Raw genomic sequence first — 15,369 nt, forward strand, 5'->3', positions numbered from 1 at the left:
ATCACACAGATCCACAGAATTACGCAGGAACCCATTCCCATGGCTACCGAAATCAAAGTTCCCGTCCTCGGCGAGTCCGTCACCGAAGGCACCATCGCCGAATGGTTCAAGCAGCCCGGCGATGCGGTTGCCGCCGACGAGCCGATCTGCAGTCTCGAGACTGACAAGGTCGCGGTTGATGTCCCCTCGCCGGTGGCAGGCGTGATGTCGCAGCACCGCGCTGCGGTGGGCGATACGGTCGAGGTCGGCGCGGTGATCGCGATCATCGAGGCCGGAGCCAGCGCCACCGCCGCGCCCGCGGCTGCGGCTGCGGCTGCGGCTGCCCCTGCGGCCGCCAAGGCCGAAACGTCTGCGGCATTGGCTGCGGAAGAACTGCTCACCCCGGCCCAGACCATGTCGCCGGCGGTGCGCCGCGCGGTGCTCGAACACGGGGTCGATCCCTCGACCATCAAGGGCACCGGCAAGGACGGTCGCCTGACCAAGGAAGACGTGCTGGCAGCGGCCGAAGGCAAGGCCAAGGGGGGCGCGAGTCCGGCGCCTGCTCCCACGGCGTCCGCCCCTGCTGCCCCGGCGGCCGCCGGCGGCGGGCGCGGCACCGAGCGGGTCAAGATGACCCGGATGCGCCAGACCATCGCCAAGCGCCTCAAGGCGGCGCAGGACAATGCGGCGATGCTGACCACCTTCAACGACTGCGACATGAGCGCCGTCATCGCCGCGCGCGACAAGTACAAGGATCTGTTCGCCAAGAAGCACGAAATCCGCCTCGGCTTCATGGGCTTCTTCGTCAAGGCCGCCTGTCTTGCGCTGAAGGATGTCCCCGCGGTCAACGCCTATATCGATGGCGACGAGATCATCTACCACGACTATGTCGACATCTCGGTCGCTGTCTCGGCCCCCAACGGCCTCGTCGTCCCCGTAATCCGCGATGCCGACAAGAAGGGCTTTGCCCAAATCGAGCAGGACATCGCCGATTTCGGCGCGCGCGCGAAGGCGGGCACGCTGACGATGGAGGACATGACCGGCGGCACCTTCACCATCTCGAACGGAGGCGTGTTCGGAAGCCTGATGTCGACCCCGATCATCAACCCGCCGCAGTCGGCGGTGCTTGGCCTCCACCGCATCGAAGAGCGTCCGGTGGTCCGCAACGGCGAAATCGTGATCCGTCCGATGATGTATCTCGCCCTTTCGTATGACCACCGCCTGATCGACGGGCGCGAGGCGGTGACCGCGCTCAAGATCATCAAGGAAGCGATCGAGGATCCCACCCGGATGCTGATCGATCTTTGATCGTTTTTCCGTTCGGGCTTGGCGTGTCACAGCCCTGCCCTTTCTTTTGAGGCAACGGACCCCCGGTTGAGTGCAATCCCCAAGCAAGCCAAGCTGTTGCACGGCAACACGAATGCAGGCTGAACGGAGTTTTTGGAAATGGCTGACCATTCCTACGATTACGACGTTATCTTCATCGGTGCCGGCCCCGGCGGCTATGTCGGCGCAATCCGCGCGGCGCAGCTGGGGCTGAAGACCGCCTGCGTCGAAAGCCGCGAAACGCTTGGCGGCACCTGCCTCAACGTTGGCTGCATCCCTTCCAAGGCGCTGCTGCACGGGTCGGAAAAGTTTGCCGAGGCCGTCAACGGCACGCTCGCGCGCTACGGCGTGAAGCTTGGCAAGGTCGAACTCGATCTCGCCGCACTGCAGGCCGACAAGGCCGATGCGGTCAAGGGTCTGACCGGCGGTATCGAATTCCTGTTCAAGAAAAACAAGGTCACCTGGCTCAAGGGCCATGGCAGCTTCAAGGACGCGCACACCGTCACCGTTGGCGGCCAGGACTACACCGCGAAGGAAGTGGTGATCGCCACGGGATCGCGCGTCACCCCCCTGCCCGGTGTCGAGATCGACAACGACAAGGGCATCATCGTCGACAGCACCGGCGCGCTGGCGCTTGACCGGGTGCCGAAGCATCTCGTGGTGATCGGCGGCGGGGTGATCGGCCTTGAAATGGGCTCGGTCTGGCGGCGCCTGGGGGCCAAGGTCACCGTGGTCGAATTCCTTGACCAGCTGCTACCCGGCATGGACGGCGATGTGCGCAAGGAAGCCGGCCGGATCTTCAAGAAGCAGGGCCTGGAAATCAGGCTCTCCACCAAGGTCACCGGTGCGGTGGTCAAGGGCAAGACGGCCACCCTCACCATCGAACCCGCCCAGGGCGGCGATCCGGAAACGATCGAGGCCGATTGTGTCCTGGTTGCCATTGGTCGTCGGCCCAACACCGAGGGTCTGGGCCTTGAAAATATCGGGCTTGAACTCAACGCGCGCGGGCAGATCGAGACCGGGCCCGACTTTCGCACCAGCGTCGATGGCGTCCGCGCGATCGGTGACGTGATCCCCGGCCCCATGCTCGCCCACAAGGCCGAGGACGAAGGCATCGCCGTGGCGGAATACATTGCCACCGGCACCGGCATTGTGAACCACGAGGTGATCCCCAGCGTGGTCTACACCATGCCCGAATTCGCCGGCGTCGGCCTGACGGAAGAGCAGGCACGCGAACGGGCAGCGGCTTCGGGCAGCGAGATCAAGGTCGGCAAGTTCGCGATGCTGGCCAACAGCCGGGCCAAAACCAATCACGAGCCCGAAGGCTTCGTCAAGGTGATCGCTGACGCCGAAACCGACAGGGTGCTGGGGGTCTGGGCGATTGCCTCGGTGGCCGGCACGATGATTGCCGAGGCCGCGCTGGCGATGGAATTCGGCGCGACCAGCGAAGATATCGCCTATACCTGCCATGCTCACCCGACCCACGCCGAAGCCATGAAGGAAGCGGCGATGGCGGTGCAGGGCAAGCCGATCCATATGTGAATTGCCCCTCGCTTTCGCTTTGCCTAGACCGCAAGGCCGAGGGGAGAATTCACGCATGGCCTATCCGCAACTGACCCGGCAGCCCGGCGCACTCGCCACCAGCACTGCCATCCGCGCCGGCAAGATGAGCGTCGCCGAGGCGGTCGATGCCGCTATCGTGCGGATCGAGCAGCTCGACAGCAGCATCGACGCGCTCGCGGTGCCCAATTTCGAGGCCGCCTATGCCGAGGCCCGCGCGCTCGATGCCGCTGGCCCGCGCCCCGATCAGCCGCTTTTCGGGGTGCCGATGACGATCAAGGAGAGCTTCGATGTTGCCGGGCTGCCCACCACCTGGGGCCACCCGCAATACAAGGACAAGCCCGCCCCAAAGGACGCGCTTTTGGTGCAGCGGCTGAAGGCGGCGGGCGCGGTGATCATCGGCAAAACCAACGTGCCGGTAGACCTCACCGATTGGCAGAGCTTCAACCCGGTCTACGGCCGCACCAACAATCCGCACAACCTCGAACGCTCGCCGGGCGGATCGTCGGGCGGGAGCGCGGCTGGGGTCGCCAGCGGCATGGTGCCCTGCGACTTCGGCACCGACATCGGCGGGTCGGTCCGGGTGCCGGCACATTTCTGCGGTGTGTGGGGGCACAAGACCACCTGGGGCCTGATTCCCAAGCATGGCCATGATTACCCCGCCATGAGCCGCCGCGAGGGCTTTGTCGCGGCCGCCGATGGCCCACTCTCGATCGCCGGGCCGCTCGCGCGCAACGCCGCTGACCTTGCCGCACTGGTCGAAGTGGGCGCGGAATTCCCGCTGCGCCGCCGCGCGAAACCGCTCAAGGACTGCCGCGTGCTGGCGATCACCGAACTGCCCGGCGTATCGCTCGATGCATCGGTGCTGGCGCCGACCGAGGCCGCACTCGAAGCCATCGCCCGCGCCGGCGTCAGGATCGACCGGGCGAGCGAGCTGCTGCCCGACCAGACGCTGCATTACCGCAGCTACCTGAAGATGATGAACATCACCATGTCGGGCGGCGCGCCTGCCCCCGACGGCACCCGCGCGACCGCGTCCGACTGGTTCGCGCTGATGAACGCGCAGGCCACCTGCATCGCGCAATGGGAAGCGTTTTTTGCCGAATACGACTTTGTGCTTGCCCCGCCCGCCCCGGTATTGGCCGTGCCGCACAGCGACAAGGCGGTGTTTCGCGGGACGATCACGATTGACGGCAATGACGAACCGGGCAGCAGCGGGCTGATCTGGTCGGGCATGGCGACCTTCCCCGGCCTGCCCTCCACCATCGTGCCGATCGGCAGCGGCATCTATCTCGGGGCCGAACTGCCCTGCGGAATGCAGGTAATCGGCCCGCGCTGGAGCGATCTCGACTGCATCGCCGCCGCCGAGGCGATCGGACAGGTGTTGCACTCCTAGGCCTTCCTCGCCATGGCCAAGGCATGGCACAACTGACGATGCGCACCCTCGCCAAGTGGCACATCTGGCTCGGCTGGCTGGTCGGGGTGCCGATCGCCATGTGGCTGGCGACCGGGCTGTTCATGGTCGCGCGCCCGATCGAGGAAGTGCGCGGCGAGCATCTGCGACGCGAGGTGCCGCCGCAGGCCCTCGCCATCCCCGGCAGCGCGCTGGCAGGGGCGGAGGCGAACCTCGCCGAAATGCGCGTCACCATGCAGGATGGGCGCGCGGTCGCCATCCTGACGGCGCTGGACGGCAGCGTGCGGCGGGTCGATTTCGCCACCGGGGCGCCTCTGCCCGCGCTCGATGCCGCCGCCGCCCGCGCGCTGGTGGGCGCACGCATCATCGGCGGTGACGAGGTGGAGCGGGTGACGCTGTTCCCCGCCGACAAGACGCCGTTCGATTTCCGCCGCCCGCTGGCGGTGTGGCAGGTCGCGCTCGCAGACGGCACCAATGTCTATGTCGGGCGCGACACCGGCCAGATCGAGGCGGTGCGCACCCGCTGGTGGCGCGCCTTCGATTTCGCCTGGGGCCTGCACATCATGGATCTTGCCGAGAGGGAGGACACCAGCCACCCCGTGCTGATCATCTTCGCCGCGCTGGCGCTCACTGGAGCCTTGATCGGCTGCGTGCTGATGTTCCGCCACCGCAAGGCGCGGGTGGCTGCGCCATCGCCATGACTCCGGCTCTCCTCACCCCGATTCTCGATTGGCTCGATCTTGCCGGCATCGCGCTATTCGCGCTTTCGGGCGCGGTGCTGGCGGCGCGGTTGCGGCAAACCTTCGTCACCATGGCCTTCTTTGCCCTGGTAACGGGTGTGGGGGGCGGGACCTTGCGCGATCTGCTTATCGGCGCACCGGTGTTCTGGATCACCGACGCATGGGTCGCTGCGGTGTGCCTCGGCACGGCGTTGATCGCGTGGTTCACGCCGGTGCGGTGGTGGGAGGGCAAGGGCTTTGCCTATGCCGATGGCGCAGGGCTTGCGGCCTATGCCGTGCTCGGCAGCGCCAAGGCGCTCGCTTACGGCGTACCGCCGGTCCCAGCCGCGCTGATGGGGGTGATCACGGGCTGTGTCGGCGGGATCATCCGCGACGTGCTGGCCGGCCGCCCCTCGATCATCATGAGCCCGGAACTCTACGTGACACCGGCCGCGCTCACCTCGGCCCTGTGCGTCGGCGGGATGCCGACTGCCCGGGCACTGGAGTTACCGGTCGAGGCGGCGTGGGCGCTTGCCTTCGCCTGCGGTTTCTTGCTTCGGGCAGCGGCGATCCGCTGGGAATGGGCCCTGCCGAGCTATGGCGGCCCTAACCCATCGGGTCACTAGCCGCCGATATCGTCGTCGATCCTTTCGGGAATTACCTCGCCGGGAATCGGCCCTCCGGGATAGGCGGGCATCGCCGCGCCGGTCGCAGCGACGGGCGGCACGCGCGCCGCGCTCACCGCCATATCGGGCCGAACCGCGCCGCCCACCGCTGCGCGCGCCGAGGCATAGCGATCGTCGCTCCACTGGCCGTCGGCACGGTCAGCCGCACCGGCAGCTGCGCCCCAGCCACCGCCGAAGCTCCCCTCGAAATCGACGCTTTCGATCCGCCCGTCATTGCCGATCCGGCACTGGAACGGCGCACCGTTGAACAGCGCCCCGCTGACCCGCCAGCCGGCAGCGGTCCGCTCGACATTGTCGACCGTGTCGACCCGCACATCGCGCTCGATCCGGCTCAGGCACTGGTCAACCGCGTTGTCGAGACCCGAAGCCCCATTGCCGCGCCGTTCGCGGCGGCGATCATCGAAGCGGCGGGTGTCATCGCGCCAGCGGCGGTCGCGCTCGACGATAACGACATCGCGCTCGCGCACGCGGCGGTTGTTGGCACTGGCGATCGCGGCAATCCCGCCGATGATCGCCGCACCGATCAGCACATCGCCGGCATCCACGCGGCTGCGCCGCCAGCCATGGTGGCCCCAGCCCCGGCATCGCCATCCCCAGCAGCGCCAGTCCGTGCTTGTGCTGGCGGGATCGAACCGGCTGTGATCGAAGGCCGAGACGGGCGGTCCGAACCCGGCCAGCGCAGCAGGCTCGATCGCCGCCGCAGCCGGGGCCGCAGAAATAGTGGTGCCAGCAAGCGCACCGGCAAGCGCCAGCGCACGGAACGTCAGAGCCATGGATGCTCCCCTCTGATTGCGTTGCAAGCGCCCACCAAACGCCCTGATGCGAGGAAGGCTAAGCCTATCACGCTTGCACGGAGCTGAACGCATCCCCCGATGCGCCGCACCGCCGGCCACCGGCGCGCGGGCATTGCGAGTGCCCGGCAGGCCGAGCAGAGCGGCGCGAACGGGAAGGCAGTCAGCGCAGGCCGCGGATGCCGTCGAAGTCGATCAGCGGCGCCCCGCGTCCATCGAGCCGGCAGGTAAAGCGACCGCGATCATAGCCGCGCCCGCGTCCGCCCCAGCGTCCGCCATCGCTCACTTCGATCCGGCCCTCGATCCGGAAGCCGAAGCGACGGCGATCAACGTCGCGCACGTCGATCACGTCGGCATAGCGGTAGCCGCCGAAGCGCCGGGCCTGGTTCTCGGCCGCCCGAACGCAGCGTTCCACGGCCCCGCGCGCGCCGCCGCCGAAGCCCCAGTGGTCGCCGCGATCCCAGCGGTCGCCGTAGTAGTCGCGGCGGTCCCAGCGGTCGCCATCGAAGGCGCCGGCAAGCGCGGCAATGCCACCAATCACCACCGCCCCGGCGATGATCTCGCCCGCACTGATCCCGTCGCGGTCGCCGTGATCACGCGCCGTTGCAGGGCTGACGGAAGCGGCGGCCAGCGCGCTTGCGGCGACCGCACCGAGCGCGAGCCGGGCCACGTTGCCGGAGGCCAACCGGTTGGTCTTGGTGGTCATCGAAACATTCCTCTTTGCCGGCCCGCTGGCGGAATTGCCGGGGCGTCGCAGTCGTTTTGTGCGATTCGGCGTGAGGCTTGCCTGAATTGTCGCGAAAGGATGCGTTAATCTAGTGCCACGGTTTACTGAACGGGGAGGCGTCGAAGCCTACCCGGGCAGTGCCGCGAGCACGTCGCGGATGAAACCGGCGATATCAAAGCCAGCGCCCGGCGGATCCTCGCCGCGCCGCACGATAACCACCTGCCGCGAGGGGATGATCACCACATATTGCCCGCGGTTGCCGATCGCCGCGAAGGTGTCGGGCGGCACGCCTTCCTCCTTGTTGAGCAGCCAGAACCCTGCCCCGTAGCCGAAGGTGCCAGTAAGAGGCTGCGGGCCGGAAGGCGTGGTGACGTATTTCACCCAGCCTTCGGGCAGCACCCGCTCGCCCGAGCGGAGCTTGCCGTCGTCGAGATAGAGCTGGCCGAACTTCGCCAGATCGCCCGCGGTGGTCCAGATCTGCGAGGACAGGACATATTCGCCGCGAATGTCGGTTTCTGCGACGGTATGCATCATTCCCAGCTTGGCGAAGAATTCGTGCGGCGGGTAATAGGCGAGCCATCCGCCGATCGCCTTCACCGCCAGCAAGGTGTCATTGTTGGCATAGCGAAACACCGTCCCCGGCTTATGGATCAGCGGCCAGGCCAAGGCCGTCTCGTCGACCGTCGAGCCACCGAAATAGAGCGGATCCGTGCGGTTGCCCGGCGTGTCGGAATAGCGTCCTGTCGCCATGCGCAGCGCGTGATCGAGGGTGATGGCATTGCGCGGATCGCTCGCTCCCCCGGCGCGCCAGAAATTGATGCCGATTGGTTCATCGACGCTGGTTTCGCCCTCCAGCACCGCCGCGCCCACCAATGTGGCCGCGATCGACTTGGCGACCGACCAGCTGCGCTGCGGGGTGCTGGCATCGAAACCGGGCGCGTAAGCCTCGGCCACCCTTGTCCCATCAGACTGGATGATGATCGCGCTCGTGCGCGCGCCGGCGCCATAGGCAGACCCGTCGAGCGCCCTTTGCACCGTGAGGGTGAGAGCATCTCCGGCCTTCCCCGCGGGCAAAACGCCCTCGACCTGCTGCGCCAATTGCGGTTCAGCAGCGGGCACCGGCGCTTGCGGATTGCCCGAATCCTCGGGCGCACCAATCGGGAAAGTGGAACAGCCGCTGTCCGGGCCGAAATAGGCGGCGATCCGTGCCGGCATATCCTCGGCCCATTCGACCGCCACGTGCGCGATCTGGCCGCTGGGCCGGCGCACGATTTCAAAAGGCAGTTCGGCCAGGAGCGCATTGTGCGGCGCCTGGATCCCGGTCAGCTCCCACGCCACGACGCTTTCGGGGGTGCGGGTGGTGCCGTTGCGTTCGGCAATCGCGATTGCGCTGCACAGCATCAGCGCCTTGTAGCCCGCGGCCACCGCGCGCGCGTAGCGGGCGTCGAGCGCCTCCTGCGGGTTCTGGGCGATGACAGGGGCAGCAACGAGGAGCAGCGCGGCTCCGGCCAGGGGGGTGCGGATCATGACGGGCACCCTAACCCGCCCCTGGCAAAAGAAAAGGGCCGCCGGATTGCTCCCGTGCGGCCCTGTCCGTGCTTTGGTCGACGCGCAGCTTAGGCGTCTTCGTATTCGTCTTCCGATTGCACCGGGCCGGAATCCTGGCCCTTGGCCGCCTCGTCGCGGTCGACCAACTCGATCACTGCCATCTGCACCGCGTCCGAGGCACGGATTCCGGCGCGCAGCACGCGGGTGTAGCCGCCCTCACGATCCGCGTAACGGGTGGCCAGAACGTCGAAAAGCTTTTTGAGCTGGGCTTCGTCTCCAAGCCGGCTCATCGCCAGACGACGGTTCGACAACCCGCCACGCTTCGCGAGCGTGATCAGCTTTTCGACATAGGGGCGCAGTTCCTTGGCCTTGGGCAAGGTGGTGGTGATCTGCTCGTGCTTGATCAGAGCCGCCGCAAGGTTGCGCAGCAGCGCGTTGCGGTGTCCCGTCTTGCGGCCCAGCTTGCGGCCCGACATACCATGACGCATTTGACTTCATCCTTCGTTCGAAAAGGGGCCGTTTCAGGTACCCCAGTGCTGGTGGCTATCAGGGCCGCCACCTTCGCCCGTCTCTTTGGCCAGCCGTCACGCGAGTAAATCCCGTGGCGTCAGACGAGCTTCGCTCGCTGGCCGGGCAAGCCGCCGTCCTTCGGCAACCTGCGGTTGCCTCAGGCGGCGGCTGCTTGGCTTAACCCAGCAGCTCCTGCTCGAGCTTCTTGGCCATTTCCTCGATGTTCTCCGGCGGCCAGCCGGGGATGTCCATGCCGAGGCGCAGGCCCATGCTCGAAAGCACTTCCTTGATCTCGTTCAAGGACTTGCGGCCGAAGTTCGGCGTGCGCAGCATCTCGGCTTCGGTCTTCTGGACCAGATCGCCGATGTAGATGATGTTGTCGTTCTTGAGGCAGTTGGCCGAACGCACCGACAGTTCCAGTTCGTCGACCTTCTTGAGGAGGTAGCGATTGAGCTGGTTGGCGTCGCTTTCCTCCGGCTGCACGGCATGGCCGATCATCGCGCTCTGCGGCTGCGGAATGCCGTCCTCGAAGTGGACGAACAGAGTGAGCTGGTCCTGCAGGATGCGCGCGGCATAGGCCACAGCGTCTTCGGGGGTGACGGTGCCATCGGTTTCGACAGTGAGCGAGAGCTTGTCGTAATCGAGCTCCTGCCCGACGCGGGCGTTCTCGACCTTGTAGCTCACCTGGCGCACCGGCGAATAGAGCGAGTCGACCGGAATGAGGCCGATCGGCGCGTCCACCGGACGGTTCGCCACAGCCGGCGCATAGCCCTTCCCGGTATCCGCGGTCAGCTCCATGTTGAGCGTTGCACCTTCGTCGAGATGGCAGATCACCAGATCCTTGTTCATCACCTCGATATCGCCGGTGACGGCAATGTCACCCGCGCGCACTTCGCCCGGGCCGGTGGCCGAAAGCTGGAGCCGCTTGGGGCCTTCGCCTTCCATCTTCAGCGCGATCTGCTTCACGTTGAGCACGATATCGGTCACGTCCTCGCGCACCCCGGCAAGCGAGGAGAATTCATGCAGCACGTTCTCGATCCTGATCGAGGTGATCGCGGCGCCCTGAAGGCTGGAGAGCAGCACCCGGCGCAGCGCGTTGCCGAGCGTGAGGCCGAAGCCGCGCTCAAGCGGTTCGGCAACGAAGGTCGCCTTGCGCTGACGATCGCCGCCATCCTTGATTTCGAGGGTGTTGGGTTTCTTGAGTTCCTGCCAGTTCTTCGTATTGACGGACATGGATTTCCCCTAATTCGCCCATGGCGGGCGGTTCAAATTCTGGGCGGGCCGGAAGCTCTGCGAGGCGGCGCAGCGTCTGGCCCCTTCGAGCGGCGGCGGCACGGATTGCCGCCGCCATCTCGGCGGATCAGACGCGGCGACGCTTCGAGGGACGGACCCCGTTGTGCGGGATCGGGGTCACGTCGCGGATCGAGGTGATGTTGAAGCCCACCGCGGCGAGACCGCGCAGCGCGCTTTCCCGACCAGAACCCGGGCCTTTCACCTCCACTTCGAGCGTACGCACTCCGTGCTCGGCCGCCTTCTTGCCGGCATCGTCGGCGGCAACCTGCGCGGCGTAGGGAGTCGATTTGCGGCTGCCCTTGAAGCCCATCATGCCCGCGCTGGACCAGCTGATCGCATTGCCCTGCGCATCGGTGATGGTGATCATGGTGTTGTTGAAACTGGCGTTGATGTGCGCAACGCCGCTGGTGATGTTCTTCTTGTCACGGCGCCGGATACGGCCTGGTTCGCGTGCCATTTTCAATATTCCTCTAGCTCGTCAGAAGGAAAAAGCGTGAGCGGCTTGCGCTGCGCTTACTTCTTCTTGCCTGCGATCGGCTTGGCCTTGCCCTTGCGGGTGCGGGCGTTGGTGTGGGTGCGCTGGCCGCGGACGGGCAGACCACTGCGGTGACGCAGGCCACGATAGGCACGAAGGTCCATCAGCCGCTTGATGTTCATCGCGGTCTGGCGACGCAGATCGCCCTCGACAGTGAATTCGGCGTCAATCGTCTCGCGGATACGCAGGATTTCCTCATCCGAAAGATCCTGCACCCGCGTGCTGTGCGCGATACCCAGCTTGTCGGCGATCTGGACAGCCGTGGTGCGACCGATCCCGTGAATATAGGTGAGTGCGATGATCACGCGCTTGTTGGTGGGGATATTGACCCCGGCAATACGAGCCACTTATTTCTCCATGCTCCACAGGGGTTTGTGGACCTTGATGGCCCGCCCCTATCTCAACGCTCATCCATCCGTCTGCCCTTTTTGCCGGAATCCCTGCCCGGTGGCAGGAACGCAAACGGCAAAAAGTCCGGTTGGCACACGCGGGCGCTGTGCCTGCCGAACTTCTTTCGAGCATGTCGAATGAGCCGCGCGCATAGGCTGATTCGGTCAACCCGTCAACCGCTTGCGATCCCGTGGTGCTGCCGTGCCCGATTCAGGGCTTGTCCTCGTCCGCCAAGTCGCCAAACACGTCGTCTACCTTCGGGATCTTCGGCTTGGGCACGGGTGTCTGATCGGGGGCCGGCTTGGACGGCTTGGCGCCCACCTTGGCCGCCCGCCCACCGGCAGCGCCGGGCGCAGCGGCGCTGGCAGAGGGTGCCTTGGCCGGGGCCGCCCCGGCCTTCTCGTCGGCGGGCACACTTTGGGTTTCGGGCGCAGGCGCGGGTTCCGCCGGCGGCATCTCGACCGGGCCGAGCCCCTTGGCGAGCGACGCGATCTGTACGCCGATCACCCCGTCAACCGCCCGGGCGATTACCGGCACGTCATAGCGCATCGGACCGCCGACATTGTATTCCCACACGATCCGGGTGCCCTGCTCGACCTGACTGATGGCGATGGTGAGAATGGCGTTGACCGGCTCGCTCTGGAGCGGCCCGAGCGCGCCCTGCATCCGCAGCGCGCGTTCGGGATAGGCCTGGATCACGCGCATGTGCTCGACGCTGCCTTCGAGCGTGAAGCGCCCCGGTTCGTCAACTTCGGGAATCTTCTCGCAGAAACACCCACCGGCCTGCGGAGTCAGGGTGAGATTGGCGGCATCGCCCGACCAGGTGTGCTCCCGCGTCCACCAGCCCGCCGGCGAGATCAGCGCCAGCCAAACCTCCTTGGGGCTGGCCTTGACCACCACCTCGTGGCGCGAAACGAAGCTGTCCGTCCCGCGACTGATGACCTCGGCCGCCCCCGGCGCGGGGTAAAGCAGCCAAAGCGCCGCGAGCGCGCAGAACCTTCGGATCTTCGCCATGGCGACAACCTCCCTCATCCCGGCAGATAATTAGGCCAAACCGCCCAGGCGCGAAAGCGCCTGCACACAGTCAGCCGCGCAGAATGGCGTCGATCTGTTCGGCGACCGTGTCAATCGGAGCCATGCCGTCAATCCGCGAGACGATCCCGCGTGCTTCGTAGATGGGCAGGATCGGTGCAGTCTTGGCGCGGTATTCCTGCATCCGAGTGCGCACGGTTTTCTCGTTGTCGTCGGGGCGGCGCTTGAACTCGGTGCCGCCGCAACTGTCGCACACGCCAGGGGTGGCAGGCGGATTGGCGGTATCGTGATAGAGCGCACCGCAATTGGCACAGGAAAAACGACCGGTGATGCGCTCGACCAGCGCGTCTTCGTCAACCTCAAGCTCGATCACGTGATCGAGCACGCGGCCGTTGCGCGCCAGAATCGCGTCGAGCATTTCGGCCTGCGCGGCAGTGCGCGGATAACCATCGAAGATCACCCCCGTTTCCTGACCCATCGCGGCCAGCTCGGCGTCGATCAGGTCCGAGACGATCTCGTCCGAAACCAGCTCGCCCCGATCCATCACTTCCTTGGCCTTAAGCCCGACCGGGGTGCCAGCCTTGACGGCGGCGCGCAACATATCGCCGGTAGAGAGCTGGCGCATCCCGTGCCGTTCGACCAAGCCGGCGCTCTGCGTGCCCTTGCCAGCTCCGGGAGGACCAAGAAGAATGATGTTCACAAACCGTCCCCCGTTATGCTGCCGGTTCAGACCGGCGGCTTGCTTTCCAAATCGCGGGTTCAACTATCATCGGCTTAGCGTCAAGTAGACTTCGGTCTGGCGTCAGCGCATCCGACCCTTGAGCCTGGCCTTCTTGATGAGATCGCCATACTGATGCGCCAGCAAGTGCGACTGGACCTGAGTGATCGTGTCGACGGTGACATTGACGACGATCAGCAGGCTGGTGCCGCCAAGAAACAGCGGAATGCCGGTCTGGGCGATCATATATTCCGGCAGCACGCAAACCAGCGTCAGATAGATCGCGCCGATCACGGTGATGCGGGTCAGGACATATTCGAGATAGTCCGCGGTGCGCTTGCCCGGACGGATGCCGGGGATGAAACCGCCGTTCTTCTTGAGATTGTCCGCCGTCTCCTCAGGATTGAAGACCACCGCGGTGTAGAAGAAACAGAAGAAGATGATGCCGATCGCGTAGAGCGCCATGTAGAGCGGCTGGCCGTGGGCGAGATATTGGTTGAGCGACTGGATGACGGTGTAGAAACCGCTCTCGCTGTCAACCGACTGGCCAGCGAACTGCGAGATTGTCAGCGGCAAGAGCAACAGCGAGCTGGCGAAAATCGGCGGGATCACGCCAGCGGTATTGATCTTCAGCGGCAGGTGCGAACGATCAGCCTGCATCATCCCGTTTTGCGTCGCACGCTTGGGATATTGGATCAGCAGCCGGCGCTGGGCGCGCTCCATGAAGGAAATGAGGAGAATGAGGCCCACCACCATGGCGATGAAGGCAATGATGATGGCCGGCGCGATCGCGCCCGTGCGGCCGCCTTCGAAGAGGTTGGAACCAAAGGTCGGGAACTGGGCAACGATGCCCGCCATGATGATCAGAGAAACGCCGTTGCCAATGCCGCGGCTCGTGATCTGCTCGCCCAGCCAGAGCAGGAACATGGTGCCCCCGACCAGGTTGATGACGGCGACGATGCGGAACAGGTAGCCGGGATCGACCACCGCCTGCAGGCCGCTCTGCGCGCCGAAGCTTTCAAGGCCGACGGCGAGGAAATAGCCCTGGATCGCGCACAGCACCACCGCGCCGTAGCGGGTGTACTGGTTGAGCTTCTGGCGCCCCGCCGCACCTTCCTTCTTGAGCGCAGCCAGCGTCGGGTGCAGCGCCGAAGCCATCTGCACCACGATGGAAGCGGTGATGTAGGGCATCACGCCGAGCGCGATCAGGCTCATGCGCTCAAGGCTGCCACCCGAGAAGGTATTGAACAGATCGAGGATGCCGCCGCGGGTCTGGTCATACAGCTCGCTGAGGATCAGCGGGTTGACGCCGGGCAACGGCACGAAGCTGAGGAAACGGAAGACGATCAGCGCCCCGATCGTGAACCAGATACGCTGGCGAAGCTCGGTGGCCTTGGCGAAATTGCCGAGGTTGAGGTTGCTCGCGATATTGTCGGCGCGTGATGCCATGGGATGAGGTCGATCCTAGCTCTTGATCCGGACCCGCCAGGTCAGCGAAATCACCCTTGGTGGAGGGCCGCTGCGGCGTGCGGGAGCGTAAATAGGGAGCGCGGGGGCCAATGTCGAACCCCCGCGCGCACCATTTCGTCGATTACTTCGCCTTCGCCGCCTTGTTGGCTTCGCGGCGGGCGAGCTTCTTCTCGTGCTCGGGGGTCGGGGTCGGGGCGACTTCGACGCTGCCGCCAGCCTTTTCAACCGCAGCAATCGCGCCCTTGGACGCGCCGGTCACGGCAAAGCTCGCCTTGGTGGTGATTTCGCCCTTGCCGAGCAGACGCACGCCGTCCTTGCCGCCGCGCACGAGGCCCGCAGCACGCAGCGCGTCCTCGGTGATAGTGGCCTTGGAATCGAGCTTGCCCGCGTCGATGAATTTCTGGACCATGCCGACATTCACCTCAGCATAATCCTTGCCGAAAGGGTTGTTGAAGCCGCGCTTCGGCAGGCGCATGTGAAGCGGCATCTGGCCGCCTTCGAAGCCCTTGATCGCAACGCCCGAACGGGCCTTCTGGCCCTTCTGGCCGCGTGCGGCGGTCTTGCCCTTGCCCGAGCCGATACCACGGCCGACACGGACGCGGCCCTTGCGGGCACCGGCATTGTCGCGGATGTCATTCAGTTTCATTTTCTGCACTCGCTTTCGCTTTTGT

At 65.7% G+C, this 15,369-nt stretch carries 16 protein-coding genes; 5 read left to right on the top strand and 11 right to left on the bottom strand.

The annotated features are described in order from the left end of the window. Nucleotides 1-39: 39 nt before the first annotated feature. The 5 genes from odhB (at nucleotide 40) to BZF61_RS04090 (ending at nucleotide 5,624) form a co-directional block, all read left to right on the top strand. Nucleotides 40-1,287, top strand: coding sequence for a 2-oxoglutarate dehydrogenase complex dihydrolipoyllysine-residue succinyltransferase (gene odhB / locus BZF61_RS04070; RefSeq protein ID WP_086617368.1), 1,248 nt, complete (start codon nucleotides 40-42; stop codon nucleotides 1,285-1,287). A gap of 138 nt (nucleotides 1,288-1,425) precedes the next feature. Beyond that, a complete protein-coding gene (lpdA, locus tag BZF61_RS04075) occupies nucleotides 1,426-2,847 on the top strand; it encodes a dihydrolipoyl dehydrogenase (RefSeq protein WP_086617369.1) in 1,422 nt (473 codons plus the stop codon). A gap of 55 nt (nucleotides 2,848-2,902) precedes the next feature. Beyond that, nucleotides 2,903-4,261, top strand: coding sequence for an amidase family protein (locus tag BZF61_RS04080; protein ID WP_086617370.1), 1,359 nt, complete (start codon nucleotides 2,903-2,905; stop codon nucleotides 4,259-4,261). Nucleotides 4,262-4,284: 23 nt separating this feature from the next. Beyond that, nucleotides 4,285-4,980 carry a PepSY domain-containing protein gene (locus BZF61_RS04085; RefSeq protein WP_086617371.1) on the top strand — a complete coding sequence of 232 codons (696 nt, stop codon included), beginning with the start codon at nucleotides 4,285-4,287 and terminating at the stop codon, nucleotides 4,978-4,980. After that, nucleotides 4,977-5,624, top strand: a complete 648-nt coding sequence (locus BZF61_RS04090) for a trimeric intracellular cation channel family protein (RefSeq protein ID WP_086617372.1) — start codon at nucleotides 4,977-4,979, stop codon at nucleotides 5,622-5,624. The genes BZF61_RS04085 and BZF61_RS04090 overlap by 4 nt, the downstream gene beginning before the upstream one ends. Here the strand turns inward: BZF61_RS04090 and BZF61_RS04095 are convergent. The 11 genes from BZF61_RS04095 to rplO all read right to left on the bottom strand — a co-directional run bounded on the left by BZF61_RS04095 (nucleotide 5,621) and on the right by rplO (nucleotide 15,344). Beyond that, a complete protein-coding gene (locus BZF61_RS04095) occupies nucleotides 5,621-6,457 on the bottom strand; it encodes a hypothetical protein (protein ID WP_086617373.1) in 837 nt (278 codons plus the stop codon). The two genes, BZF61_RS04090 and BZF61_RS04095, sit on opposite strands and share 4 nt — an antisense overlap. Nucleotides 6,458-6,638: 181 nt before the next feature. Further along, the gene (locus tag BZF61_RS04100) at nucleotides 6,639-7,181 is read right to left on the bottom strand and encodes a hypothetical protein (protein WP_086617374.1); all 543 of its coding nucleotides are present in this window, start codon (nucleotides 7,179-7,181) and stop codon (nucleotides 6,639-6,641) included. A 147-nt stretch (nucleotides 7,182-7,328) separates the two neighbouring features. Next, the gene (locus BZF61_RS04105) at nucleotides 7,329-8,729 is read right to left on the bottom strand and encodes a serine hydrolase domain-containing protein (protein ID WP_086617375.1); all 1,401 of its coding nucleotides are present in this window, start codon (nucleotides 8,727-8,729) and stop codon (nucleotides 7,329-7,331) included. Between the two features lie 89 nt (nucleotides 8,730-8,818). Next, entirely contained in the window at nucleotides 8,819-9,238 is a 420-nt protein-coding gene (gene rplQ, locus BZF61_RS04110; RefSeq protein WP_086617376.1) for a 50S ribosomal protein L17, read from the bottom strand. A 199-nt stretch (nucleotides 9,239-9,437) separates the two neighbouring features. Continuing rightward, nucleotides 9,438-10,493 (bottom strand): DNA-directed RNA polymerase subunit alpha, encoded by a 1,056-nt coding sequence (locus tag BZF61_RS04115; RefSeq protein ID WP_086617377.1) that lies wholly within the window; start codon nucleotides 10,491-10,493, stop codon nucleotides 9,438-9,440. A gap of 127 nt (nucleotides 10,494-10,620) precedes the next feature. Further along, nucleotides 10,621-11,010, bottom strand: coding sequence for a 30S ribosomal protein S11 (gene rpsK / locus BZF61_RS04120; protein ID WP_017666383.1), 390 nt, complete (start codon nucleotides 11,008-11,010; stop codon nucleotides 10,621-10,623). 56 nt (nucleotides 11,011-11,066) lie between these two features. Continuing rightward, nucleotides 11,067-11,435 (bottom strand): 30S ribosomal protein S13, encoded by a 369-nt coding sequence (gene rpsM, locus BZF61_RS04125; protein WP_086617378.1) that lies wholly within the window; start codon nucleotides 11,433-11,435, stop codon nucleotides 11,067-11,069. Between the two features lie 253 nt (nucleotides 11,436-11,688). Continuing rightward, nucleotides 11,689-12,492 (bottom strand): SRPBCC family protein, encoded by an 804-nt coding sequence (locus BZF61_RS04130; protein WP_211276710.1) that lies wholly within the window; start codon nucleotides 12,490-12,492, stop codon nucleotides 11,689-11,691. 70 nt (nucleotides 12,493-12,562) lie between these two features. Then, nucleotides 12,563-13,210: an adenylate kinase gene (locus BZF61_RS04135; protein ID WP_086617379.1), complete on the bottom strand. Its 648-nt coding sequence runs from the start codon at nucleotides 13,208-13,210 to the stop codon at nucleotides 12,563-12,565. 102 nt (nucleotides 13,211-13,312) lie between these two features. Beyond that, entirely contained in the window at nucleotides 13,313-14,677 is a 1,365-nt protein-coding gene (gene secY, locus BZF61_RS04140) for a preprotein translocase subunit SecY (RefSeq protein ID WP_086617380.1), read from the bottom strand. A 142-nt stretch (nucleotides 14,678-14,819) separates the two neighbouring features. After that, on the bottom strand, nucleotides 14,820-15,344 hold the full coding sequence (rplO, locus tag BZF61_RS04145; RefSeq protein ID WP_086617442.1) for a 50S ribosomal protein L15: 525 nt from the start codon (nucleotides 15,342-15,344) through the stop codon (nucleotides 14,820-14,822). Between the last annotated feature and the right edge of the window lie 25 nt (nucleotides 15,345-15,369).

It is taken from the genome of Erythrobacter tepidarius, from assembly GCF_002155695.1.
GTDB lineage: Bacteria > Pseudomonadota > Alphaproteobacteria > Sphingomonadales > Sphingomonadaceae > Erythrobacter > Erythrobacter tepidarius.

Excerpts from the sequence above, each read along its gene's own strand:
- BZF61_RS04100 (WP_086617374.1), bottom strand. The coding sequence starts at position 7,181 with ATGACCACCAAGACCAACCGGTTGGCCTCCGGCAACGTGGCCCGGCTC.
- BZF61_RS04090 (WP_086617372.1), top strand. The coding sequence starts at position 4,977 with ATGACTCCGGCTCTCCTCACCCCGATTCTCGATTGGCTCGATCTTGCC.
- odhB (WP_086617368.1), top strand. The coding sequence starts at position 40 with ATGGCTACCGAAATCAAAGTTCCCGTCCTCGGCGAGTCCGTCACCGAA.
- BZF61_RS04085 (WP_086617371.1), top strand. The coding sequence starts at position 4,285 with ATGGCACAACTGACGATGCGCACCCTCGCCAAGTGGCACATCTGGCTC.
- rplQ (WP_086617376.1), bottom strand. The coding sequence starts at position 9,238 with ATGCGTCATGGTATGTCGGGCCGCAAGCTGGGCCGCAAGACGGGACAC.
- lpdA (WP_086617369.1), top strand. The coding sequence starts at position 1,426 with ATGGCTGACCATTCCTACGATTACGACGTTATCTTCATCGGTGCCGGC.
- BZF61_RS04105 (WP_086617375.1), bottom strand. The coding sequence starts at position 8,729 with ATGATCCGCACCCCCCTGGCCGGAGCCGCGCTGCTCCTCGTTGCTGCC.
- rplO (WP_086617442.1), bottom strand. The coding sequence starts at position 15,344 with ATGAAACTGAATGACATCCGCGACAATGCCGGTGCCCGCAAGGGCCGC.
- rpsK (WP_017666383.1), bottom strand. The coding sequence starts at position 11,010 with ATGGCACGCGAACCAGGCCGTATCCGGCGCCGTGACAAGAAGAACATC.
- secY (WP_086617380.1), bottom strand. The coding sequence starts at position 14,677 with ATGGCATCACGCGCCGACAATATCGCGAGCAACCTCAACCTCGGCAAT.
- BZF61_RS04130 (WP_211276710.1), bottom strand. The coding sequence starts at position 12,492 with ATGGCGAAGATCCGAAGGTTCTGCGCGCTCGCGGCGCTTTGGCTGCTT.
- BZF61_RS04095 (WP_086617373.1), bottom strand. The coding sequence starts at position 6,457 with ATGGCTCTGACGTTCCGTGCGCTGGCGCTTGCCGGTGCGCTTGCTGGC.
- BZF61_RS04115 (WP_086617377.1), bottom strand. The coding sequence starts at position 10,493 with ATGTCCGTCAATACGAAGAACTGGCAGGAACTCAAGAAACCCAACACC.
- BZF61_RS04080 (WP_086617370.1), top strand. The coding sequence starts at position 2,903 with ATGGCCTATCCGCAACTGACCCGGCAGCCCGGCGCACTCGCCACCAGC.